16 protein-coding genes are annotated in these 23706 nt (G+C 60.9%); 15 read left to right on the top strand and 1 reads right to left on the bottom strand.

What is annotated here, in order from left to right; all coding sequences use genetic code 11:
• The first annotated feature begins 48 nt into the window (after positions 1 to 48).
• The 9 genes from KGB14_RS06240 to KGB14_RS06200 all read left to right on the top strand — a co-directional run bounded on the left by KGB14_RS06240 (position 49) and on the right by KGB14_RS06200 (position 15863).
• Positions 49 to 471 carry an AprI/Inh family metalloprotease inhibitor gene (locus tag KGB14_RS06240; RefSeq protein WP_223484852.1) on the top strand — a complete coding sequence of 141 codons (423 nt, stop codon included), beginning with the start codon at positions 49 to 51 and terminating at the stop codon, positions 469 to 471.
• 210 nt (positions 472 to 681) lie between these two features.
• Complete coding sequence (locus tag KGB14_RS06235; RefSeq protein WP_223484849.1) at positions 682 to 2457, top strand: type I secretion system permease/ATPase; 1776 nt, start codon at positions 682 to 684, stop codon at positions 2455 to 2457.
• Complete coding sequence (locus tag KGB14_RS06230; protein ID WP_223484847.1) at positions 2454 to 3803, top strand: HlyD family type I secretion periplasmic adaptor subunit; 1350 nt, start codon at positions 2454 to 2456, stop codon at positions 3801 to 3803. The genes KGB14_RS06235 and KGB14_RS06230 overlap by 4 nt, the downstream gene beginning before the upstream one ends.
• Before the next feature lie 2 nt (positions 3804 to 3805).
• Entirely contained in the window at positions 3806 to 5170 is a 1365-nt protein-coding gene (locus KGB14_RS06225) for a TolC family outer membrane protein (RefSeq protein WP_223484845.1), read from the top strand.
• A gap of 137 nt (positions 5171 to 5307) precedes the next feature.
• A complete protein-coding gene (locus tag KGB14_RS06220) occupies positions 5308 to 8265 on the top strand; it encodes an autotransporter serine protease (RefSeq protein ID WP_223485042.1) in 2958 nt (985 codons plus the stop codon).
• Positions 8266 to 8482: 217 nt separating this feature from the next.
• Positions 8483 to 11530, top strand: coding sequence for an autotransporter serine protease (locus KGB14_RS06215; protein WP_223484836.1), 3048 nt, complete (start codon positions 8483 to 8485; stop codon positions 11528 to 11530).
• A 23-nt stretch (positions 11531 to 11553) separates the two neighbouring features.
• Positions 11554 to 13251 (top strand): polyurethanase, encoded by a 1698-nt coding sequence (locus KGB14_RS06210; protein ID WP_223484828.1) that lies wholly within the window; start codon positions 11554 to 11556, stop codon positions 13249 to 13251.
• 97 nt (positions 13252 to 13348) lie between these two features.
• The gene (locus KGB14_RS06205; protein WP_223484826.1) at positions 13349 to 15202 is read left to right on the top strand and encodes a polyurethanase; all 1854 of its coding nucleotides are present in this window, start codon (positions 13349 to 13351) and stop codon (positions 15200 to 15202) included.
• Positions 15203 to 15488: 286 nt separating this feature from the next.
• A complete protein-coding gene (locus KGB14_RS06200) occupies positions 15489 to 15863 on the top strand; it encodes a hypothetical protein (protein ID WP_223484824.1) in 375 nt (124 codons plus the stop codon).
• 47 nt (positions 15864 to 15910) lie between these two features.
• Here the strand turns inward: KGB14_RS06200 and KGB14_RS06195 are convergent, their stop codons facing one another.
• Entirely contained in the window at positions 15911 to 16837 is a 927-nt protein-coding gene (locus KGB14_RS06195) for a 2-hydroxyacid dehydrogenase (RefSeq protein WP_223484822.1), read from the bottom strand.
• Positions 16838 to 17109: 272 nt separating this feature from the next.
• On the opposite strand from KGB14_RS06195, the gene gabT reads away from it, so the two are divergent.
• The 6 genes from gabT to KGB14_RS06165 all read left to right on the top strand — a co-directional run bounded on the left by gabT (position 17110) and on the right by KGB14_RS06165 (position 23630).
• Positions 17110 to 18402: a 4-aminobutyrate--2-oxoglutarate transaminase gene (gene gabT, locus KGB14_RS06190; RefSeq protein WP_223484820.1), complete on the top strand. Its 1293-nt coding sequence runs from the start codon at positions 17110 to 17112 to the stop codon at positions 18400 to 18402.
• Positions 18403 to 18497: 95 nt separating this feature from the next.
• The gene (locus KGB14_RS06185; protein ID WP_223484818.1) at positions 18498 to 19154 is read left to right on the top strand and encodes a 2-haloalkanoic acid dehalogenase; all 657 of its coding nucleotides are present in this window, start codon (positions 18498 to 18500) and stop codon (positions 19152 to 19154) included.
• Between the two features lie 45 nt (positions 19155 to 19199).
• Entirely contained in the window at positions 19200 to 19688 is a 489-nt protein-coding gene (locus KGB14_RS06180) for an Lrp/AsnC family transcriptional regulator (RefSeq protein WP_008055821.1), read from the top strand.
• 493 nt (positions 19689 to 20181) lie between these two features.
• On the top strand, positions 20182 to 20955 hold the full coding sequence (locus tag KGB14_RS06175) for a DUF4198 domain-containing protein (RefSeq protein WP_223484816.1): 774 nt from the start codon (positions 20182 to 20184) through the stop codon (positions 20953 to 20955).
• A 39-nt stretch (positions 20956 to 20994) separates the two neighbouring features.
• Positions 20995 to 22200, top strand: a complete 1206-nt coding sequence (locus KGB14_RS06170) for a DUF1624 domain-containing protein (RefSeq protein ID WP_223484814.1) — start codon at positions 20995 to 20997, stop codon at positions 22198 to 22200.
• 86 nt (positions 22201 to 22286) lie between these two features.
• Positions 22287 to 23630 carry an OprD family porin gene (locus KGB14_RS06165; protein WP_223484812.1) on the top strand — a complete coding sequence of 448 codons (1344 nt, stop codon included), beginning with the start codon at positions 22287 to 22289 and terminating at the stop codon, positions 23628 to 23630.
• The last annotated feature ends 76 nt before the right edge of the window (positions 23631 to 23706 follow it).

Genomic DNA, 23706 nt, shown 5'->3' with positions numbered 1-23706 from the left:
GGCGCTTTACGCGTCGCTCTCTGCTCAGATCCAGAGTAAAAACGCCCTATGATCCAGAACGCTTTAACCTGCAAAGCAACCGCGTGGCTGTTGGCGACGCTGATGATGTTTTTTGGAGATGTAGCCATGGCACGCAGCCTGAGATTAGCGGACCCGTCGGAACTGGCCGGGAAATGGCAGGCCACCTTGAACACCGCGCAAGACTCGGCCGAGTCCCAGACGCTGCAGGACAAGCCGTCGAATGTCTGCTCGATCGAGCTTAAATCGAACCAGACCCTGGGTGAGGGGGCCGACTGCCTCGGCGCCTGGCTGAACGAATCGGCGATCGGCTGGTTCCCGGAACCGGACGGCATCGCCGTGACCGGTAACGAAGGCTCAAGAATTGCGTTTTTCAGCCGACAGCGTGAGGGGCTTTATAAAAGCACCTTGAAGTCAGGTCTGATCATTACGCTCGAGCGCACTGTGCATTAAGTGAAAATATCGGACCGGCACCAAGCGCTGAATATAAAGCTTGTTGTTGCCGTTATAAGCAGCCGATCAATAACCGGAACTCTTTAGAGAACACGAAGAGTTGTTGTTAATGTGTAAGCGATAACCGGCAAAAGAATGTCTCGGCCATGTGCGGACAGTTAATTGGAACCTCGCCAAGCAAGGCGAGGATTAATACCTCAGGAAAAACCAATGAAGATGGCGAAGAGCCCGGCCACCGCACCGTTATTCAAGGCACTGGGCGACTATAAAAGCATCCTGATCAGCGTCGGTTGTTTTACCGCACTGATCAACGTTCTGATGTTGGTCCCGTCGATTTACATGCTTCAGGTTTATGACCGGGTGTTGTCTTCGCAAAACGAAACCACCCTGGCGATGTTGTCGTTGATGGTGGTCGGGTTCTTTGCCTTCATCGGGTTGCTGGAGATCGTACGCAGCTTTATCGTCATCCGTATCGGCAGCCAGTTGGAGCGCCGTTTCAACCTGCGGGTGTATCAGGCCGCTTTCGAGCGCAACCTGTTCAAAGGCGAGGGCAACGCCGGGCAATCCCTGGGCGACCTGACCCATATCCGCCAATTCGTCACCGGCCCGGCGCTGTTTGCCTTCTTTGATGCACCGTGGTTTCCGGTCTACCTGTTTGTGATTTTTCTGTTCAACGTCTGGCTCGGGGTGTTGGCCACCGCAGGCGCGGTACTGCTGATCGGGCTGGCCTGCCTCAACGAGGCGATGACCAAAAAGCCTCTGGGCGAAGCCGCAGGTTTTTCCCAGAAATCCAGCCAACTGGCCACCAGTCACCTGCATAACGCCGAAACCATCCAGGCCATGGGCATGCTCGGCGCCTTGCGCAAGCGCTGGTTTGGGGTGCACTCGCGTTTTCTCGGCTTGCAGAATCAGGCCAGCGACACGGGCGCGATCATCAGCTCCCTGAGTAAAACCTTGCGCCTTTGCCTGCAATCCCTGGTGCTGGGGCTGGGCGCCTTGCTGGTGATCAAGGGCGACATGACCGCCGGGATGATGATTGCCGGTTCGATCCTGATGGGCCGGGTGCTGAGCCCCATCGATCAGTTGATCGCCGTGTGGAAACAGTGGAGCGGCGCCAAACTCGCTTACCGCCGTCTCGACGCCTTGCTGCAAGCCTTTCCACCGAGTGACGAGGCCATGGCGCTGCCGGCGCCGAAAGGTCAGATCACGTTCGAACAAGTCAGCGCCGGCCCTCCGGGGCAGCGGGCAGCGACCTTGCACATGGTCAATTTCAACCTGGGCGCCGGGGAAGTGTTGGGCGTGCTCGGGGCGTCCGGTTCCGGTAAATCGACCCTGGCCCGGGTGCTGGTCGGCGTCTGGCCGACGTTGGGTGGCACAGTGCGCCTCGACGGCGCGGACATTCATCGCTGGAACCGCGACGACCTCGGCCCTTACATCGGTTATCTGCCCCAGGACATCGAACTGTTTAGCGGCAGCATTGCGGAAAACATCGCCCGATTCCGTGAGGCGGATCCGCAAAAAGTCGTCGAGGCCGCGCAACTGGCCGGGGTGCATGAACTGATCCTGCGCATGCCGCAGGGCTACGACACGGTGCTTGGCGAGGACGGCAGCGGTTTGTCCGGCGGCCAGAAGCAACGTGTGGCCCTGGCTCGCGCGCTGTACGGCCACCCGAGCCTGGTGGTGCTGGACGAACCGAATTCCAACCTCGACACCGTCGGCGAAGCGGCACTGGCCGGCGCCATCGCGCACATGAAGGCCCGGGGCACCAGCGTGATTCTGGTCACCCATCGCTCTTCGGCCCTGGCCCAGGCCGACAAGTTACTGGTGCTCAACGACGGTCGCTTGCAGGCCTTCGGCCCAAGCCAGGAAGTGCTCAAGGCATTGTCCGGCGCCCAGGAACAACAACGTGAAAAACCTGCGCAAGCACCGGGCGGGCTCAGCATGAGCCGGCAGTATCAGCCCACGACAAGGAATTCGGGTGTATGAGCAGCGCACGCATGAATAACGACAGCGAAGCGACCATGGAACACGACTACATCGCCGAACGCCCTGAGCGCGACGCCCGTTTCTTCGCCCGCATGGGCTGGATTCTGGCGATTGTCGGTGCCGGCAGTTTCTTCACCTGGGCGAGCCTTGCGCCGCTCGATCAAGGCATTCCGGTGCAGGGGACCGTGGTGGTCTCGGGCAAGCGCAAAGCCGTGCAATCGATGAGCAACGGTGTGGTCAGCCAGATTCTGGTGCGCGAAGGCCAAGTGGTGAAGCAGGGCCAGCCGCTGTTTCGCCTTGACCAGACCCAGGTCGCGGCCGATGTGCAATCGCTGCAAGCGCAGTACCGCATGGCGTGGGCCAGCCTGGCGCGGTGGCAGAGTGAACGGGACAACCTCAAACAAGTGAATTTCCCCGTCGAACTGAGCAACGATCCGGACCCGCGTCTGGCCCTGGTGCTTGAAGGCCAGCGGCAATTGTTCAGCAGCCGTCGCGAAGCCTTTTCCCGCGAGCAAGCCGCCCTGCGCGCCAACATCGAAGGCGCCAGCGCGCAACTGGCCGGCATGCGCCGCGCGCGCACCGACCTGACAGCCCAGGCCAGTTCCCTGCAACAACAGTTGAGCAATCTTCAGCCCTTGGCGGACAACGGCTACATCCCGCGCAACCGCTTGATGGATTACCAGCGTCAGCTGTCGCAAGTGCAACAACAGCTGGCAGAGAACACCGGCGAAGGTGGCCGGGTGGAGCAGGGCATTCTTGAATCCCGCCTGAAGCTGCAACAGCACAGCGAGGAATACCAGAAGGAAGTGCGCAGCCAACTGGCCGACGCGCAACTCAAAAGCGTGACTCTGGAAGAGCAACTGACCTCCGCCGGTTTCGACCTGCAACACAGCGAAATCATCGCCACCGCCGACGGCATCGCCGTCAACCTTGGGGTTCACACCGAAGGCGCGGTGGTGCGCCAGGGCGAAAACCTGCTGGAGATTGTCCCGCAAGGCACCCGCCTGGAAGTGGAAGGGCACTTGCCGATCAACCTGATCGACAAGGTCGGCACGCACTTGCCGGTGGACATTCTGTTCACCGCGTTCAACCAGAGCCGTACCCCGCGAGTGCCGGGCGAAGTCAGCCTGATCTCCGCCGACCAAATGGTCGATGAGAAAACCGGTGCGCCGTATTACGTGTTGCGCAGCAGCGTCAGCGATCAGGCCATGGAAAAACTCAACGGTCTGGTGATCAAGCCCGGCATGCCGGCAGAAATGTTCGTGCGCACCGGTGAACGTTCACTCCTCAACTATTTGTTCAAACCGCTGCTCGACCGGGCAGGCTCCGCGTTGACCGAGGAATAAGGATGTTCGGTTGTATGAATAAGCTTTCCCTGCTCGCAGCGACCCTGGCGTTGCTGACGTGCAACAGCGCGATGGCCATGGGGCCGTTCGACATTTACGAGCAAGCATTACGCAATGATCCAGTGTTCCTCGGTGCCATCAAGGAACGCGATGCAGGCCTTGAAAACCGTGCCATCGGCCGCGCCGGGCTGTTACCGAAGCTGGGTTACAACTACAACAAGGGGCGTAACTCTTCCAAGGTCACTCAACTGGACGAGCGCGGTGACAGGCGCAGTGATGATCGTAACTACAGCAGTTACGGCTCGACCTTGACCCTGCAACAGCCGCTGCTCGACTACGAGGCTTATTCGGCGTATCGCAAGGGCGTGGCGCAATCGTTGTTCGCTGACGAAAACTTTCGTGGCAAGAGCCAGGAACTGCTGGTTCGCGTGCTGGAGAATTACACCAAGGCACTGTTCGCTCAGGATCAGATCGACATCGCGCGAGCCAAGAAAAAAGCCTTCGAGCAGCAGTTTCAGCAAAACGAGCAGATGTTCCGCCAAGGGGAGGGCACGCGCACCGATATCCTCGAAGCCGAATCACGTTACGAGCTGGCGACCGCTGAGGAAATCGAGGCACGGGACGAACAGGATGCGGCTCTGCGTGAGCTGGGCGCACTGATTGGTGTACCGGCCATCAACATTGGCGACCTGACGCCGCTGGATCAGAACTTCCAGACCTTCACCCTGCAACCGGCCAATTACGACACCTGGCACGAGATGGCGGTGGCCAACAACCCGAGCCTGGCCTCCCAGCGTCAGGCGGTGGAAGTGGCGCGCTACGAGGTCGAACGCAACCGCGCCGGTCACCTGCCAAAAGTCAGCGCCTATGCCTCGGTACGCCAGAACGAATCGGAAAGCGGCAACACCTACAACCAGCGCTACGACACCAACACCATCGGCATTGAAGTCAACGTGCCGCTGTATGCCGGCGGCGGGGTCTCGGCCTCGACCCGACAGGCCAGCCGCACCATGGAGCAGGCCGAGTACGAGCTGGACGGCAAGACCCGGGAAATTTTGATCCAGCTGCGCCGCCAGTTCAGCGCCTGCCTGTCGGGGGTCAATAAGTTACGGGCTTATCAGAAAGCGTTGACGTCGGCGGAAGCGCTGGTGGTCTCGACCAAACAAAGCATTTTGGGCGGCGAACGGGTCAACCTCGATGCGCTGAATGCCGAACAACAACTATTTACCACCCGCCGGGACCTGGCCCAGGCACGCTACGACTATTTGATGGCCTGGACCAAATTGCACTACTACGCCGGCACCTTGAGCGAACAAGACCTGGCCAAGGTGGATGAGGCCTTCGGCCAAGGCGCGAGGACCCGGTAACCCCCAAGGAAAATCGCACATCCCGGTAGGAGCTGCCGAAGGCTGCGATCTTTTGATCTTCCGGCGTCTTGCTGACGCTAAAAGATCGCAGCCTGCGGCAGCTCCTACAAAAAACAAGAAAAGCGAGAGTCATGAACATGGACGTACAGATCAAGCCGATGTCGGTCGGCACCCTATTGCTCTTGATTTCATCAGTACCAGGCCCAGCCCAGGCGCTTTATCTGGAAACCGGCCAAACCGGCGACCCCGCCAGTTGGCGCTCGGCGGAGTTCCAGCGCGATTGGGGGCTGGCGCGCATGCAGGCCGATCAAGCCTATGCCGCCGGCATCACCGGCAAAGGCGTGAAAATCGGCGCGCTGGATTCCGGTTTCGATTCCGCCCATCCCGAATTTGCCGCAGACCGGTATCACGCGGTGATGGCCAGCGGCAGCTATGTCGACGGTTCAGCGTTCAATGTCGGCGGCACACTCAACGCCAATAACGACTCTCACGGTACCCACGTCACCGGCATCATGGGCGCTTCCCGGGATGGCACCGGCATGCACGGCGTGGCATTCAACGCGCAAATCTACGTCGGCAACACCAACAAGAACGACAGTTTCCTGTTCGGCCCCAGCCCCGACCCACGCTACTTCACCGCGGCCTATAACGCCTTGGCAGATGCAGGCGTACGCGCGATCAACAACAGCTGGGGCAGCCAGCCGCCAGACGTCAGTTACCGAACCCTCGACGACCTGCACGCCGCCTACGCCCAGCACTGGAATAAAGGCACCTGGCTCGATGCCGCCGCCGACGTTTCGCGCCGTGGCGTGATCAACGTGTTCAGCGCCGGCAACAGCGGTTACCCAAATGCCAGCGTGCGTTCGTCCTTACCGTATTTTCAGCCAGACCTGGAAGGCCACTGGCTGGCGGTGTCGGGGCTGGATCAAAGCAACCAGCAGAAATACAACCAGTGCGGGATCGCCAAGTATTGGTGCATCACCACGCCGGGGGCGAAGATCGACAGCACCATTCCCGGCGGCGGTTACGCGATCAAATCCGGCACTTCCATGTCCGCGCCGCATGCCACCGGGGCACTGGCGCTGGTGATGGAGCGTTATCCGTACATGAACAATCAGCAGGCACTGGAGGTGCTGCTGACCACTGCGACCCAACTCGACGGTTCGATCACCGAGGCACCGAGCACACGCATCGGTTGGGGCGTGGCCAACCTTGAGCGGGCGATGCACGGGCCGGGGCAGTTGCTTGGAACGTTCGACGCCAATCTGGGGGCAGGGCAGAGCGATGTCTGGAGCAACGGCATTACCGACAAGGCACTGATTCAGCGTCAGGCCGAAGACGCCGCCGAGCACAGTGCCTGGCAACAGACGTTGAAGGACAAAGGCTGGGAGAGGGGTGTTCCGCTCGGCGCCAGTCAGCAGGATCAAACCGATTACGCAGTGGGCACAGCCCGCGACTCCGCCGCTGCCACCCGAGTCTACGAAGGCAGCCTGATCAAGTCCGGCGCCGGCCGATTGATGCTCACTGGCGACAGCACTTATCGTGGCTCGACCACGGTCAACGGCGGTTTGCTGGCGGTGAACGGTTCGCTGACATCGGCGGTGATCGTCAATGATAGCGGCACCCTCGGCGGTAACGGGCGGATCGCCGCCTTGACCGCTAATGCCGGTGGCACCGTGGCGCCCGGCAACTCCATCGGTACGTTGCACGTCAGCGGCGACGTGACGTTTGCGCCGGGTTCGACTTATGCCGTCGAACTGTCGCCCACCCGCAGCGACCAGATTATGGCGGGCGGTACGGCCACGGTCAGCGGCGCCACCGTGAGCCTGTCCCTGGAAAACAGCCCGACCTTGCTCAGCACCCAACAAGTGCAAAGCCTGCTGGGCCATCAGTACAACATCCTGCAAGCGGCGGGCGGTATTCAAGGCCAGTTCGGCGCGGTGCTGCCCAACTACCTGTTCATCGGTGGCAGCCTTGATTACTCCGCAACCGGCATTCAGCTGAGCGTTGAGCGTAACGCCACAACCTTCGCCAGCGTCGGGCAAACGCCGAATCAGCGTTCCGTCGCGGCCGCTGTGGAAGGGCTTGGCGCGGGTAATTCGGTCTATGAAAGCCTGCTGCTGTCGCCGACCGCCAGTTCGGCGCAACAGGCCTTCCAGCAGCTGTCGGGGGAAATTTACCCGGCGCTGGGCGCTGTGTTGATCAATGACAGTCGTTATCTGCGCGACGCGGTGGGTGAGCGTCTCAATGAAGCCGATGGTTCCCGAAGCAATGGCTGGATCAAGGCATTGGGTGCCTGGGGCAAGACCGATGACCGCCACGACACCGTCGGCTACACCACGTCGATTGGCGGTTTGCTGGCCGGTGTCGATGGCGCGGTGGATGACCAAACCCGGGTGGGTCTGGTCGCCGGTTATAGCGACAGCTCGGTCAACATGGGTTCTGGAACTCACTCATCAGCGCAGGTCGACAGTTATCACCTGGGCGCCTATGCCGGCCACGAAACGGGCGCCTGGCGTCTGAGCGCCGGCGGTGCCTACAGCTGGCATCGGGCCGACGTCAAACGTGACCTGCAATACGGCGACGTCAGCGCCAGACAGAAAGCCAAGGTCGACGCCGGGACCACCCAGGTGTTCGGCGAAGCGGCGTATCGCCTGAACCTGCGAGCACTGGCTTTGGAACCGTTCGCCAACCTCGCTTACGTGCACCTCGACACCGAGGGCTTCACCGAAAAAGGTGACGCCGCGGCGCTCAAAAGCAGTGGCGACCGACGTGACGCAGTACTCGGGACCCTGGGCGTGCGCGCACTGAAAACGCTGACGCTGTCTGGCCAGCAACACCTGGACCTGAGCGGCAGCCTTGGCTGGCAGCACAACCTGAGCCACACCGATTCCGAAGAACACCTGGCGTTTGCCAGCGGCAGCGCACCGTTCGTGGTGGAAAGCTCGCCGCTGGTTCGCGATGCGGCGCTGGTGGGCGCCCATGCCAGCCTGGCCTTGAGCCGGGATGTTCGGTTGAACCTCGATTACACCGGCCAACTGGCCAGCCGCGAGAAGAGCCATGGCGTCGGGCTGAGTCTCAATTGGCAGTTTTAACGGCGGCGAGGGGATTGCCCTCATGCCTAGTCAAGGTGCGCAAACCTGTGGGAGCGAGCCTGCTCGCGATGACGGCGGAACATTCAGCATCAATCTTGACTGACCCGACGCTATCGCGAGCAGGCTCGCTCCCACAGGTTCCGTGCCTTGACTGACAGGAATTGGGTGGGCCTTGAGGCACAAGGATTTTGGCAACACAACTAAGGACGGTAGTTCGATGAATAACAAGTACAACAACCTTGCCTTGCTCTGTGCATTGGCAACCCTGGGCACCGCACACGCGGCGCCCTACGTGGAAAACGGCAGGACAGGCGATCCCAACAGCTGGCGCAGCACAGAGTTCAACGCCGACTGGGGCCTGGGAGCGATCAATGCTCAGGATGCCTACGCGGCCGGTTACACCGGCAAAGGCGTGAAACTGGGGATCTTCGACCAACCGGTTTACGCGTTGCACCCAGAGTTTTCCGGGACCAATAAAGTGATCACGCTGGTCACCAGCGGCATCCGCGAATACACCGACCCGTACATTCCGGTCAAAGCCGGGGACGCCTTTCTATATGACGGTTCACCCTCGGTGGGCTCCAACGGCAAACTCGGTGCCCACGGCACTCACGTTGGCGGGATCGCCGCGGGCAGTCGCGATGGCGGGCCGATGCACGGTGTCGCCTTTGGCGCGCAAATCATCAGCGCCGACAACGGTGACCCTGGCCCGGAAGACGGTATCATTCGCGGCAACGACGGCGCGGTGTACAAGGCCGGTTGGGATGCCCTGATCGCCAGCGGCGCGCGGATCATCAACAACAGCTGGGGCATCGGCATCACCGACCGCTTCGACTTGGGTGGCCGGGACCCGGCGTACCCGCACTTCACCGTGCAGGACGCGCAACTGCAGTTCAACGAGATCCAGACCTTGCTGGGGACCAAACCCGGTGGTGCCTACGATGGCGCCATCGCGGCGGCCCGCAGCGGCATCGTGACGATCTTCGCCGCCGGCAACGACTACAACCTCAACAACCCGGACGCCATCGCGGGCCTCGGTTACTTCGTCCCGCAGATCGCACCCAACTGGATGACCGTCGCCGCGTTGCAGAAGAACCCGGACATCAACAGCCCCGACCCTTACAACATCAGCACCTTCTCGTCACGCTGCGGCTACACCGCGAGTTTCTGCGTGTCGGCACCGGGCAGCCGGATCTACAGCTCGATCATCAGCGGCACCAATGCCGATAACCTGACCACCGGCTACGCCAATTACAACGGCACCTCCATGGCGGCGCCGCACGTTGCTGGCTCAATGGCGGTGTTGATGGAACGCTTTCCGTACATGACCGGCGCGCAGGTCGCCAGCGTGCTGCGCACCACCGCCACCGACCTTGGCGCACCCGGCGTCGACGCGCTGTACGGCTGGGGCATGATCAACCTGCGCAAAGGCATCGATGGCCCGGCCATGTTCGTGACCGAGCAGGATATTCCCGAGGAGTTCCGCATCGAAGGTGCCTACGGCTCCAGCCAGTTTGTCGCGGACCTGCCGGGTATCGGCGCGATCATCGACGCCGGCAAACCCACCGAGCGCGTGTGCAATGACGTGCACTGCGGGCTCGACGTCTGGCGCAACGACATTTCCGGCCATGGCGGCCTGACCAAGCAGGGCATCGGCACGCTGGTGCTGACCGGCGCCAATACCTACGCCGGCCCGACCCTGGTCAATCAGGGCCGATTGGCCATCAACGGTTCGCTGCTGTCGGCCGTTACGGTCAATAACAGCGGCATCCTCGGCGGTAACGGCAGCATTGCGGCGCTGACCGCGAAAAGCGGCGGTACCGTGGCCCCCGGCAACTCCATCGGCACCTTGCAGGTGGCGGGCGACGTGACCTTCGAGCCTGGCTCGACCTACGCCGTAGAACTGTCGCCCACCAACAGCGACCAGATCATTGCCGGTGGCAAGGCGATCATCGAAGGCGCAACGGTCAGCCTGTCTCTGGAAAACAGCCCGACGCTGTTGACCACCGCTGAGGTGAAAACCCTGCTGGGCAAGCAGTACAACATCCTGCAAGCGGCCGGCGGAATCGAAGGGCGCTTCGGTGCGGTGGTGCCGGACTACCTGTTCCTCGGCGGCACCCTCGATTATTCGGCTAACGGTATTCAACTGGCGGTGGTGCGTAACGCAACATCCTTCACCAGCGTTGGCCAGACCCCGAACCAACGGGCCGTGGCCGCTGCCGCCGAGCAATTGGGCGCAGGCAATCCACTCTATGAAACCCTGCTGCTATCACCGACCGCCGCTGTCGCGCAACAAGCGTTCCAGCAACTGTCCGGTGAGATTCATCCGGCAATCGGCACGTTGCTGATCAACGACAGCCGTTACCTGCGCGATGCGGTCGGCGAGCGTCTGCGCGAGCACGATCTGTTCGACGCGGCGGCACCGACCGATGACCGCAGCAACGCCTGGCTCAAAGTGCTCGGCGCCTGGGGCAAGAGCGATGGCGGGCATGACTACGCCAGTTCCAACAGCTCCATCGGCGGGCTGCTGGCCGGTGTCGATGGCTTGATCACTGAAGATACGCGACTGGGTTTCGTTACCGGTTATAGCGATAGCTCGTTGAGCATGGGCGATGGCACGCATTCGTCGGCCTCGGTCGACAGCTACCACTTGGGTGCGTACCTGGGCCATGAAATCGACGCGTTGCGCCTGAGCGTCGGCGGTGCTTACAGCTGGCATCGCATCGACGTCAAACGCGACCTGCAATTCGGTGACGTCAGCGGCAAGCAGAAATCCAAACGCGATGCGACCACCGCTCAACTGTTCACCGAAGCGGCGTATCGCCTGGACCTGCAACCGATCGCTCTGGAGCCGTTCGTCAACCTGGCCTACGTGCACTTGAACACTGAAAGCTTCAGCGAAAAAGGTGACGCCGCCGCACTCAAGGGCGGTGAAAACAATCGCGATGCGGTGCTCTCGACCCTCGGCCTGCGGGCGAGCAAAGCCATTGCGCTGTCCGACCAGCAACAGCTGGAACTGTCCGGCACGCTCGGCTGGCAGCACAACCTGAGCAGCACCCGTTCCGAAGACCATCTGGCCTTCGTCAACGGCAACACCGCGTTCAGCGTGCAAAGCGTGTCCATGGACCGTGATGCTGCAGTGGTGGGTGTCCGTGCCGGATTGGCGCTAGGCCGCGATACCCGGTTGAACCTGGATTACAACGGGCTGCTCGGCTCCCGGGAAAAAGACCACGGTGTGGGCCTGACCCTGGACTGGCAGTTCTGATTTGACGCAAAGGAAGCAAGAAGATGGGACTGTTTGATTACAAAAATGCCGGCAGTGAGGCCGGCAAGGCGTTGTACCCCGACGCGATCGCGCTGACGCTCTACGCGTACACGCCGACCGGCCAGCCGCTGTCGGCGCCAGGTTGGGCGCCGATTGGCGCCACAGCCTTGGGCTATCAGGGCAAGGTCGGGAGCCAAGGCACTTTCTATGGCGAGAAGGACGGCTTCACCAGCGCCGAAGCCGAAGTACTCGGTAAATACGACGGGGCAGGGAAGCTGATCGGCATCGGTATCGCCTTCCGTGGCACCGGCGGCCTGGGGTACAGCGACACCTTCGGCGACATGAAAAACAACCTGCTGGCCGCGGTCGGCCCGGTGGATTACGCGACGAACTACGCAAAGAACGCCTTCGACACTTTGCTCAAAAGTGTCGCCGCGTTCGCCATCGCCCACGGCCTGAGTGCCAAGGACGTGCTGGTCAGCGGGCACAGCCTCGGCGGGTTGGGGGTCAACAGCCTGGCGGAGTTGAGCGGGAACAATTGGGGCGGTTTCTTCAAGGACGCCAACTACATCGCCTTCGCCTCACCGACCCAAAGCGCCACCGGCAACAACGTGCTGAACATCGGCTACGAGAACGACCCGGTGTTTCGAGTGCTCGACGGCACCACTTTCAGCAGTGGCTCGCTGGGCAAGCACGACGGTCATCAGGATTCGGCGACCAACAACATCGTCAACTTCAATGACCAATGCGCTTCCACCGCGCAGAACCTGGTGCCGTTCAGCATCCTCAACCCGCTGAACTGGTCGGCCCACGGATCGTTGGGCTATGCCGACGGCTTGAACCGGGTGATCGACTCGCGCTTCTACGACCTCACCGACAAGGACTCGACGCTGATCGTGTCGAACTTGTCGGAGTCGTCCCGAGGCACGACCTGGGTCGAGGACCTGGGCCGCAGCGGCGAGCCCCACACCGGCAGCACGTTCATCATCGGCACCGACAGCAATGACTTGCTCAAGGGCGGCGCGGGCAATGACTTCATCGAAGGTCGTGACGGTAACGACCGGTTCCGCGATGACGGCGGCTACAACCTGCTGCTGGGGGGCAAGGGCAGCAACACCTTCGAACTGCAGAAGCCGTTGCAGAACTTCAACTTTGCCAATGATGGCGACGGCACGCTGTATGTGCGCGATGCCTACGGTGGCATCAGCATGACCCGTGACATCGGCGCGCTGGTGAGCAAGGAGTCGGGTTCGTGGTGGGGCAGCAAGGAAGTGACCTACAACGTCACCGCCAATGGCTTGCTCAATGGCACGGAACTGACCCACTACAACCACTCGCTCAACGGCGATGTCTACGGCAACACGCTGGTGGCCAGCGTTGACGGTGACTGGTTGTTCGGCAATGCCGGCGACGACCTGCTGCGCAGCGACAAAAGCCACGTGACCTTCGTCGGTGGCGCGGGCAATGACGTGATGCAGGCCTCGGGCGGCAACAACACTTTCCTGTTCAGCGGCGCCTTCGGCTTCGACGCGATCAATGGCTATCAGGGCAGCGACAAACTGGTGTTCATGGGCGTCCAGGGCGCGGGGCAGGGGTATGACTACACCCAGCACGCGACCCAGGCCGGCCACGATACCGTGCTCAAGATTGGCGATTACGCCGTAACGCTGGTGGGCGTGGGTCTGGATAATCTTTCGGCTTCGGGAATTACGTTTGCGTAAAGGCTGCATGCACTAAATGCTCCGGGGCGCCTCGTCAGTGAGGCGTCCTGGTTGTGAGCTATCTCTGACAATTCCAACAAAGAGAGAGGCAATACCAATGGGTGTGTATGACTATAAAAACTTCGGCACAGCAGATTCCAAGGCGTTGTTCAGCGACGCCATGGCGATCACGCTGTATTCCTATCACAACCTCGACAACGGTTTCGCCACCGGTTATCAGCAAAACGGCTTCGGCCTGGGCTTGCCGGCAACCCTGGTGACCGCACTGATCGGCGGCACCGATTCCCAAGGCGTCATTCCCGGCATTCCCTGGAACCCCGATTCGGAAAAGGCCGCACTCGACGCCGTGCAAAAAGCCGGCTGGACGCCGATCACCGCCGCGCAATTGGGCTATGACGGCAAGACCGATGCTCGCGGAACCTTCTTCGGCGAGAAGGATGGTTACACCAGCGCCCAAGTGGAGATCCTCGGCAAGTACGACGCCCAGGGTCATCTCACCGAAGTCGGCATCGCTTTTCGCGGCACCAGCGGCCCGCGAGAAATCCAGATCGGCGACTCCATCGGTGATGTGATCAACGATTTGCTGGCGGCGTTGGGTCCCAAGGATTATGCGAAAAACTACGTGGGCGAAGCCTTCGGCAAATTGCTCGGTAACGTCGCGGCGTTTGCCCAGGCCAATGGGCTGTCGGGCAAGGACGTGCTGGTCAGCGGCCACAGCCTTGGCGGGTTGGCGGTCAATAGCCTGGCGGACTTGAGCAGCAACAAATGGTCCGGGTTCTACCAGGATTCCAACTACATCGCCTACGCCTCGCCGACCCAAAGCAGCAACGACAAAGTGCTGAACATCGGTTATGAAAACGACCCGGTGTTTCGTGCCCTCGATGGCTCCTCGTTCAACCTGTCCTCGGTGGGCGTGCACGATGCCGCCAAGGATTCGACGACCGACAACATCATCAGCTTCAACGACCACTACGCCTCGACGGCGTGGAATGTGCTGCCGTATTCCATCCTCAACGTTCCCACCTGGATCTCGCATTTGCCCACCGGTTACGGCGACGGCATGACCCGGGTGCTGGAGTCGCAGTTCTACGACCTGACCAGTAAAGACTCGACCATCATCGTCGCCAACCTCTCGGACCCGGCGCGTAGCAACACCTGGGTCCAGGACTTGAACCGCAACGCCGAAACCCACAAAGGCAGCACCTTCATCATCGGCACCGACGGCAATGACCTGATCCAGGGCGGCAAGGGCAACGACTACCTGGAAGGCCGTGACGGTAACGACACCTTCCGCGATGGCGGTGGCTACAACATCCTGTTGGGCGGCAAGGGCAGCAACGTGCTGGACCTGCAGCAGTCGGTGAAGAACTTCACCTTCGCCAATGACGGTGCCGGCAACCTCTATGTGCGCGACGCCAATGGCGGCATCAGCATTACTCGCGACATCGGCAGCATTGTCACCAAAGAGCCGGGGTTTCTCTGGGGGGTGTTCAAGGATGACGTGACCCACAGCGTCACCGCCAATGGCCTTGCGGTCGGCAGCAACCTGACTCAATACGCTTCAAGCGTGAAGGGCACGACCGGCGCCGACACCCTCAAGGCGCACGCAACGGGTGACTGGTTGTTTGGCCTCGATGGCAACGACCATTTGATTGGCAGCACCGGCAATGACGTGTTTGTCGGCGGGGCGGGTAATGACCTGATGGAGTCGGGTGGCGGGGTCGATACGTTCCTGTTCAGCGGTGCGTTTGGCCAGGACCGGGTGGTGGGCTATCAAGCCAACGACAAACTGGTGTTCCTCGGGGTTCAGGGCGTTGCGCCGAACGACGACTACCGGGCCCATGCCACGGCGGTGGGGCACGATACGCTGCTGACGTTCGGCAGTGATTCGGTGACCCTGGTGGGTGTCGGGCTGGACAGTTTGTCCGGTAGCGGGATTGTGATCGCCTGAGGGTGATGCGGCGCTGGTAAGGGCCTCTTCGCGAGCAAGCCCGCTCCCACATTTTGATCGCAGGCGTACCCATATTGGGTGTTCACTGAAGATCGAATGTGGGAGCGGGCTTGCTCGCGAAGAACGATAACGCGGTAATCCTGCCTGCCTACGTGACTCACCGTTCACACCCGGACTCCAATACCTGCACCATCAGGAATCTGGCACTAAACCATCAGCCCATCCACGCGTTATTCCTATGACGCCGGTGCTGCATGCCGCCATTGAGTACAGGAGATTTTGCAACGTGAGTAACAGCAAGAGGTACACCTTCGGTCTGGCGCTGGCCTTGTTATCGGCAACCGCCGCCGCAGAACTGCCTCAAAGCTCGATTCTGACCCGTTATGGGGTCACCTCCGATCAACTGCCGAAACCGGCCGCGATCGAAACCACCAAACCCACCACGCCCGTTGAAGAAAAAAGCCGCTTCCAGCTCCAGCCGGAACAGCCCTGGATGACATTGCGCCTGGGCGACGGCAAACAACCAGAGAAGACCGGCAATATCAGCATCGATCGTTCGATGCAGCAGGAACTGGAGCGCTGCCGGCGGATGCAGGACCAACTTTTCCGACGCGGGGGGCAACACATCGCCTGCGATAACCGCATTCCTGGAATCCACTAACACTAAACATAACGGGCGCCCCTGAGCGCCCGTTACTGCATGGGCCATCAGTAACCCTGCGCACGATCGATCTCACCGAGCATCGACTCCCCCCGTTGATGTCGACGAATGTTCTCCAGCAACACCCCAAAGGCGCTTTCTGGCTGGGTCATCGCCGCGATGTGCGGTGTCAGCAGAATCTGCGGGTGGTGCCAGAACGGATGATCCACCGGTGCCGGTTCCTGTTGCAGCACATCCAGGACCGCGCCGCTCAAATGCCCGCTGTCCAGCGCCTCAAGCAGATCGCCTTCCACCAGATGCCCGCCACGGCCCATGTTGATCAGCGCCGCGCCACGGGGCAGTTGCTCAAACAGCCGGCGATCAAGAATGCCCTGGGTCTGTTCGGTCAATGGCAACACACACAACAGAATGTCGCACTGGCTGAGGAATGCTGGCAGTTGTTGGTTGCCGGCATAGCAATCGACCCCCTGAATGTGATGGGCACTGCGCGCCCAGCCTGACAAGGCAAAGCCCAGCGGCTGCAAGGTTGTCAGAATCTGCTGCGCCTGAGCGCCGAGCCCCATGACCCCGACCCGACGTCTCGCCGCCGGTTGCAGCAAGTGCGCTTGCCAGCGGCGGGTCATTTGTTGCTGGCGATAGCGCAGCATGTCCCGGTGCAGGCTGAGCACGGCAAAAGTGGCGTATTCACACATGCCACGGGTGATGCCGGGGTCTAGCAGGCGCACCACCGGCAAGCTCGTCGGCAGGCGATTGAGGTCGAGTTGATCGACGCCGGCGGACAAGGCAAACAGCACCTGCAGATTGGGCAGCACAACCTCGAGATCGTCGGGTGCCTGCCATGCGGCCAGGTATTGAATGTCGGTAGGGTCGCCGATGTCCGGCCAGGCACGCCATTCGATATCCGGGGCGTGTTCGGCGAACAGCGCTTGCCACTGTTCGCCGCGCACAGGGTCAGCTTTATACAGCAGGGCCATGGGCATTTCCTGAAAGGTGAAGGGGCTGCCCATCATCGCGCAACGCCAGCGCAGGATCTGTCGAAAGCAGCGGGTTTAACGCGTTGAGTAACGTGGTATCGGCCATCCATCGGCAGATTCGGCGGGCTGAAGGAATCTGCCGTTTGGCGGGGTGAAAACAGTCGATCCGAATTTCTCAGGGGGCAAGTTCGGCGTAGTTCGTTTCGCGCAAGCCTTAACCTGAACACCATCGCAACCACTTCCCGGTTGCCGGACTCACGATGGGAAATGCCATGAACAGCAAAGTCGACGAAACCCCTCATTTGCTCCGTCAGCGCGATCAATTCGTGCCACGTGGCCTGGTTACCGCGCATCCGTTGGTGATCGATCGGGCCCAAGGTTCAGAATTGTGGGACGTGGACGGCAAGCGCTACCTGGACTTTGTCGGCGGCATCGGTGTGTTGAACATCGGCCACAATCACCCGAAGGTGGTCGCGGCGGTGCAGGCGCAGTTGCAAAAGGTTTCCCACGCGTGCTTCCAGGTGGTGGCCTACAAGCCTTATCTCGACCTGGCCCAGCGTTTGTGCGAAATGATCGGCGGCCAGGAATCGTATAAAGCGGCGTTCTTCACCTCTGGCGCCGAAGCCGTGGAAAACGCGGTGAAGATCGCCCGCGCTCATACCAACCGCTCGGCAGTGATTGCCTTTCGTGGCGGGTTCCATGGCCGGACCTTGCTCGGCACCACGCTCACCGGCATGAGCCAGCCCTATAAACAGAACTTCGGGCCATTCGCGCCTGAGGTCTTCCACACCCCGTATCCGAATGCCTATCGCGGTGTCACCAGCGACATGGCGCTCAAGGCGCTGGACGAATTGTTGGCCACCCAAGTGGCGCCCGAGCGGGTCGCGGCGATCATTATCGAGCCGGTGCAGGGCGATGGCGGTTTCCTCTCGGCACCGACGGAATTTCTTCAGGCCCTGCGTGCCCTGACTGAAAAACACGGCATCGTGCTGATCCTCGATGAAATCCAGACCGGTTTCGGTCGCACCGGCAAATGGTTCGGCTTTCAGCACGCCGGCATCCAGCCGGACCTGGTCACCGTGGCCAAGAGCCTGGCCGGTGGTTTGCCGCTGTCCGGTGTGGTGGGCAAGGCCGAGATCATGGACGCGCCATTACCCGGCGGCCTCGGCGGCACTTACGGCGGTAACGCGCTGTCGTGCGCTGCGGCGCTGGCGGTGATCGAGGCCTACGAACAAGAACAGTTGCTGGCCCGTGGCGACGCCTTGGGCGAACGTTTGCGTGAGGGCTTGTTGCGCTTGCAGGCCCGTTACCCGCGTATCGGCGACGTGCGCGGCAGCGGCTTCATGCTGGCGATCGAGCTGATCAAGGATGACGACGCGCGCACCCCGGATGCCGACCTGAACCAGCGGCTGATCGACGAAGCCCGGGCCGGTGGCCTGCTGGTGATCAAGTGCGGCGTGTACCGCAACGTGCTGCGTTTCCTCGCACCGCTGGTGACCACCGAAGCACAGGTCGACGAAGCGTTGCAGATTCTCGACGCTGCGCTGGCACGAGTCTTGAACTGAGCTCACGCCTGCTCGGGGCGCTGCCATACGGCATCGCCCGTGAGCATTTATGGAGCAAGGATTGATGGAATGCATCATCGGAGGCTTTACACACCATGGGGCTGACTGATTATCGAGCGTTGTTGATCGATTGCGATGAGGTCCTGGTGGATCGCGATTCCGGGGTCTGGACGGCGTTACAGCCGTTGCTCGACAGCCGTGGCGGCCACCCGGACAAAAGCCGGGTGCTGGCCGAGTTCAGTGAGGTGGTGCATGCGCTGTACCCACGCTTCGGCGAACTGGGTTTCAGCGGCTTGCTGTGTTTCGCCCACCGTCAGTTGGCCGAGCGCTGGGGGCTGAAAGCCAGTTGGGAGGAGGGCATGAGCTTTGCCCGGTCGGTGGCGGGTTGGTCGCTGTTCGAAGACGCACCCGGCGCCATGCTCTACCTGCGCAAGTTCTACCGCCTGTTGGTGCACGGCGATCGTGACGCCGAGGATCGCGGCCTGCTGTGCGAGCGTCTGGGGATCATGCCCGATGATTTCATTTCACTGGCCAGCGACCCCCTGCGGGATCACGATTGGCTGGCGGCCAATGACCTTGATGCCAAAACCATCCTCCAGGTGACCCGGCCTTGCGCCCGGCAACAGGGCACGGGCGCTGTCTGCCTGATCTGTCGCGGCCGGAGCAAACATCCGACGCCGTGCGCGGCGGATTACTGCATCAACAGCATGGCGGATCTGGTGGCTCAGCATCAGCTGTCTTTACGGCGCTGATTTTGCTAGAAGATTGTCTTACAAACGGCAGTCAAGAGGTACGCAATGGAAGGTTTAGTAAAACTGGACCGGATCGACATCAGCATCTTGGTTGAGCTGCAAAAGGACGGGCGCATGACCAACGTCAGCCTGGCCGATGCCGTGGGCCTGTCGGCCAGCCCCTGCCTGCAACGGGTCAAGCGGCTGGAGTCGGCCGGGTACATTTCCAGCTACAAGGCGCACCTGAACCTGGCCAAGATCACCGACTCGGTCACGGTGTTCACCGAAATCACCTTGAGCGACCACAAGCGCGAAGACTTCGCCAAGTTCGAGTCCAATATCCGTCTGGTCGATGAAGTGCTCGAATGCCACCTGATCAGCGGCGGCTACGATTACCTGGTGCGCTTCATGACCCGCAGCATTCAGCATTATCAGGAAGTGATCGAAAGCCTGCTGGACAAGAACATCGGCATCTCCAAGTACTTCAGCTACATTGTCATCAAATCACCCGTGCTCAAGGACGGCGTGCCGCTGCGCAAATTACTGCGTCACTGAAACCGACTCCGCGTATACACCATTCCCTTGCAGCTGCCGCGCCTTTGAAAAAGGCGCGCGACGGCTAGTACCGCAATCCCTGTGGGAGCGAGCCTGCTCGCGATAATGGCGGTACATTCAGCATCAATGTTGGCTGACCCGACGCTATCGCGAGCAGGCTCGCTCCCACAAGGATTGCAGTGTTCAGATACTTAACTGATTGGCATTAGGGCAGGCTCGCCCCCACAGGTTCCTCACCCTACTGACTGACATTGTGCATGCACCTCGATTGGACATCCCACCCGCCAAACCTCTCAACACGCTTCATGCTGGCACAGGCCGCATAAATAGCTGTTTACGCGACGAAAACAGTCTTCGTTTGCGTTATGAGCGATGAATTCGGAGCGAAGCACAAAATAGCCTGCGTTGTAATGCGTTCAGAGAGAGGGGCTGGTCGTTGCAGGGGCTGCAACGATCCGTTGAACAACACCAATCGGAGCGCAAAAAAATGCGAATGAGCCACGCAAAAAAAGCACTGTTGGGTTACGGCGTCTTCATGCTGGCAAGCAGCAGCGAGGCGCATCAAATCTGGTACGAGCAGCCACCGGGGCAACCCCTGGCGTTGTACTACGGGGAATATGACAAGAACATGCTGGAAGTCACACCGGGCGGGATGGACCGGTTCCGGCAACTCAAGGGCTGGTCGATCAGCAACAGGTCCCAACCGTTGAACCTGACCTTGCAGCGCCAGGCGTTTGCCGTGGCGCATCAAACCAAGACGGATGACTCGCTGCTGGCCGAGGACGCGCATTACCCGATCTTCGACCTTCATGAAGGCAATAAAACCCTGAAGGCTTACTGGACGCCTGCCACCCGTTGGGTCGGTGATTTGCGCGCCCGCACGCCGGAACTGACGCTGGATATCGTGCCCACGGGCGTCGCCGAGGCGAGCGCGGCGCAGTTCCAGGTGTTCTATGCGCACAAGCCTCTGGCCGATCAGGACGTGGTACTGGAAACCGGCTCCGGTGAGGTGTTTACCCGGCGCACCGATGCGAATGGCAAGGTCAGTTTCGAGCTGCCCTGGCAGGGCACCTATGTGGTGGCCGTCGAATACAAGGATCACACCGCCGGCGAGCGCATCAATCCCCAGGGCCAGGCCGAACCCTTTGACGTGAAGAGCTTCAGTTCGACGCTGTCGTTCTATCGAAAGGAAGGTCAGGTACCCTTGCCGCGGGCGCCGTCGCAGCTGCCAGCCTCGGAAGTTGCCAGGCTGAAGAAACAGGGCTGAGCCCGCGGTAGTCCACTGACCACGACATGAGTGACTGATATGACCCTATCCACAAGCGTGGCAGGGCAGGCGGGAAGTGTTTCCCCTGCGCTTGTCTCCAGCGCTGCAAAAACCAACACCCGGATGCTCGCCATCGATGCCCTGCGCGGCTTCGTCATGCTCTGCATGCTCGTCGACCATGTGCGGGAAACCTTTTTGCTGCATCGCCAGGTGACCGACCCGATCGACGCCTTGAGCGTGACCCCGGACCTGTTCTTCACCCGACTGCTGAGCACCATCTGCGCCCCGGTGTTCATCTTCCTCACCGGTTTGTCGGCCTGGCTTTACAGCCAGAAACACACGGCCAACGAGACGTCGGTGTTCCTGCTCAAGCGCGGACTGTTCCTGGTGTTTCTGGAACTCACGTTCGTGTGCTTTGCCTGGAACGCTGAGTTCCCGCCCAAGACGTTGTGGCTGCAAGTGATCTGGTGCATCGGCATCTGCATGATCGTGCTCGCCGGGTTACTGCACTTCAAGCGCGGTTGGTTGATCGTGCTTGGATTAGCGATTGTCGCCGGGCACAACCTGCTCGACGGCGTGACCGTGGGGCCGGAGTCGCCGTTCTACGTGCCGTGGTCGATCCTGCATCAGCGGGTGTTCATCGACATCACCGAGTTCACCCGGGCCCGCACCACGTATCCGGTGTTGCCGTGGATCGGGGTGATTCTGCTGGGCTGGGCCATCGGGCCGTGGTTCGGCAAGGACATTGAACCGGCCGAACGGATTTCCCGGTTGCTGAAAGTCGGCGTTGGCCTGCTGGTGGCGTTCGTGTTCATCCGTTATCTGAATGTCTACGGGGAGAAACCCTGGGTGCAAACGGGTGATTCCCTGCGCACGTTCATGAGCTTCATGAGCGCGAAGAAGTACCCGCCGTCGCTGATGTTTCTGATGCCGACCCTCGGCTTGGGGCTGATCCTTTTGGCGGTGTTCGAGAAGGCCCAGGATCGCTGGTCCACCGCGACCCTGGCGATCTACGGCGGTGCGCCGATGTTCTTCTATTTGCTGCACCTGTACGTGCTCAAGGTCATGTACCTGGTGGCCGTTGCGATCTGGGGCACCAATCAGGGTACTTATTACGGCTTCGATAACCTGCCCATGGTCTGGCTGTGGAGCGTGATCCTCGGGGTGTTGCTGTTCTTCCCGACGCGCTGGTTCGCCAACCTCAAACAGCGCCGTCGCGACATCGCGATTCTCAAATATCTCTGATTCTTAGCGTTGCCCTTTGGTGTCCCCCGTTCGGCGGGACACCTTGCACACCCGCTACGCACGACTGATTTTCCAGGAGTCGAACTGTGAAGACATTGACCACGCACGCCCTGATTTTGGCCTTGGGAGGGCAAACCCTGCTCGCTCAGGCATCGGAACAAGACAACGCCAAAGGCTTTGTAGAGGACGGCCAATGGAACCTGCTCAATCGAAGCCTCTATGACCGTCGCGATTATGAACACGGCTCGCTCAGCAACGGCGCGCGCAACGCTTATAAACCCAGGTCCCAGCGCAGTGATCTGGCGGAGGAATGGGCTTACGGTCTGATGGCCGATGTGGCCTCGGGTTTCACCACCGGCACCGTAGGCTTTGGGCTGGACGCGCACCTGTATTCCGGCTGGCAACTGGACAGCGGAGGCGGGCGTGCCGGCAAGGCGCGGGTGCTGGGCGTGGACAACGAAGGTCACCCCAAAGACGAGTTCAGCCGAGGCGGCGCGGTGGCCAAACTGCGTTTTTCCTCCACTGAATTGCGCTATGGAGAGCAGCGAGTGAAAACCCCGGTGTTCGGCTCATCCGACAGTCGCTTGTTGCCGGAGACCGCCACCGGTTGGCTGCTGACCAGCCGCGAACTGCCCGGCACCACGCTGTATGGCGGGCACTTCAACGAGAGTACCGACCGTAACGCCACCAGCCATGACCAAGGCTTCGTGGTCAATTACTCCAACGGCAAACAGGGCAACAGCTTTGACTTGATCGGTGCGCGCAACACTTCGATCAAAGGGCTCAATGCCAGCCTGTTCAGTGCGGTGTATGACGATACCTGGCGTCAGCATTACCTGGGCGCGGTCTACACACAGCCGTTGACCGAAGGCCAGGACCTGATCTTCGACCTCAATCTGTATCGCACCCAGGACACTGGCAAAGCCTTGTCCGGTCGTATCGACAACACCACCTGGAGTTTGCTCTCCACCTACAAGGTCGGCTCCCACAGCTTCGGCCTGGGTTATCAAAAGGTCGACGGCGACACGCCCTTCGACTACGTGACCCGTGGCGCGATCTACCTGAGCAACGCGGTGGCGCTGTCCGACTTCAACGCCCCCGAAGAAGCGTCCTGGCAGGCCCGCTACGATCTGAACATGGCCGGCTACGGCGTTCCCGGCCTGTCCTTCGGCGCGCTGTATGTACGCGGCAGCGGCATCGATGGCAGTCACATGGACCCCAATGGTGGTTACACGTGGTTGGGTTACGGGCAGGGCGGTAAACACTGGGAACGTGATCTGCAAGCCAAGTATGTGGTGCAGTCGGGACCGGCGAAGAACCTTGGATTTACCTTGCGGCATGCGGTCCATCGAGGGAATTCGGCGCAGGCCGAGCTGGATGCCGATCAGATTCGTCTGGCGATTGAATATCCGTTGGGCGGGAAGTTCTGAAGCGCAGGCCTTGTAGCAACTGCCGAGCTGCTGAGCCGGCCTCATCGCGAGCAGGCTCGCTCCCACAAGGGATTTG

This window comes from Pseudomonas sp. A-RE-19 (assembly GCF_019956555.1).
Classification (GTDB): domain Bacteria; phylum Pseudomonadota; class Gammaproteobacteria; order Pseudomonadales; family Pseudomonadaceae; genus Aquipseudomonas.
This window is presented reverse-complemented; position numbering and strand designations above follow the sequence as displayed.

Excerpts from the sequence above, each read along its gene's own strand:
- KGB14_RS06210 (WP_223484828.1), top strand. The coding sequence starts at position 11,554 with ATGGGACTGTTTGATTACAAAAATGCCGGCAGTGAGGCCGGCAAGGCG.
- KGB14_RS06195 (WP_223484822.1), bottom strand. The coding sequence starts at position 16,837 with ATGGCCCTGCTGTATAAAGCTGACCCTGTGCGCGGCGAACAGTGGCAA.
- KGB14_RS06185 (WP_223484818.1), top strand. The coding sequence starts at position 18,498 with ATGGGGCTGACTGATTATCGAGCGTTGTTGATCGATTGCGATGAGGTC.
- KGB14_RS06220 (WP_223485042.1), top strand. The coding sequence starts at position 5,308 with ATGGACGTACAGATCAAGCCGATGTCGGTCGGCACCCTATTGCTCTTG.
- KGB14_RS06205 (WP_223484826.1), top strand. The coding sequence starts at position 13,349 with ATGGGTGTGTATGACTATAAAAACTTCGGCACAGCAGATTCCAAGGCG.
- KGB14_RS06235 (WP_223484849.1), top strand. The coding sequence starts at position 682 with ATGAAGATGGCGAAGAGCCCGGCCACCGCACCGTTATTCAAGGCACTG.
- KGB14_RS06225 (WP_223484845.1), top strand. The coding sequence starts at position 3,806 with ATGTTCGGTTGTATGAATAAGCTTTCCCTGCTCGCAGCGACCCTGGCG.
- KGB14_RS06240 (WP_223484852.1), top strand. The coding sequence starts at position 49 with ATGATCCAGAACGCTTTAACCTGCAAAGCAACCGCGTGGCTGTTGGCG.
- KGB14_RS06230 (WP_223484847.1), top strand. The coding sequence starts at position 2,454 with ATGAGCAGCGCACGCATGAATAACGACAGCGAAGCGACCATGGAACAC.
- KGB14_RS06215 (WP_223484836.1), top strand. The coding sequence starts at position 8,483 with ATGAATAACAAGTACAACAACCTTGCCTTGCTCTGTGCATTGGCAACC.
- KGB14_RS06175 (WP_223484816.1), top strand. The coding sequence starts at position 20,182 with ATGAGCCACGCAAAAAAAGCACTGTTGGGTTACGGCGTCTTCATGCTG.
- KGB14_RS06170 (WP_223484814.1), top strand. The coding sequence starts at position 20,995 with ATGACCCTATCCACAAGCGTGGCAGGGCAGGCGGGAAGTGTTTCCCCT.
- KGB14_RS06180 (WP_008055821.1), top strand. The coding sequence starts at position 19,200 with ATGGAAGGTTTAGTAAAACTGGACCGGATCGACATCAGCATCTTGGTT.
- gabT (WP_223484820.1), top strand. The coding sequence starts at position 17,110 with ATGAACAGCAAAGTCGACGAAACCCCTCATTTGCTCCGTCAGCGCGAT.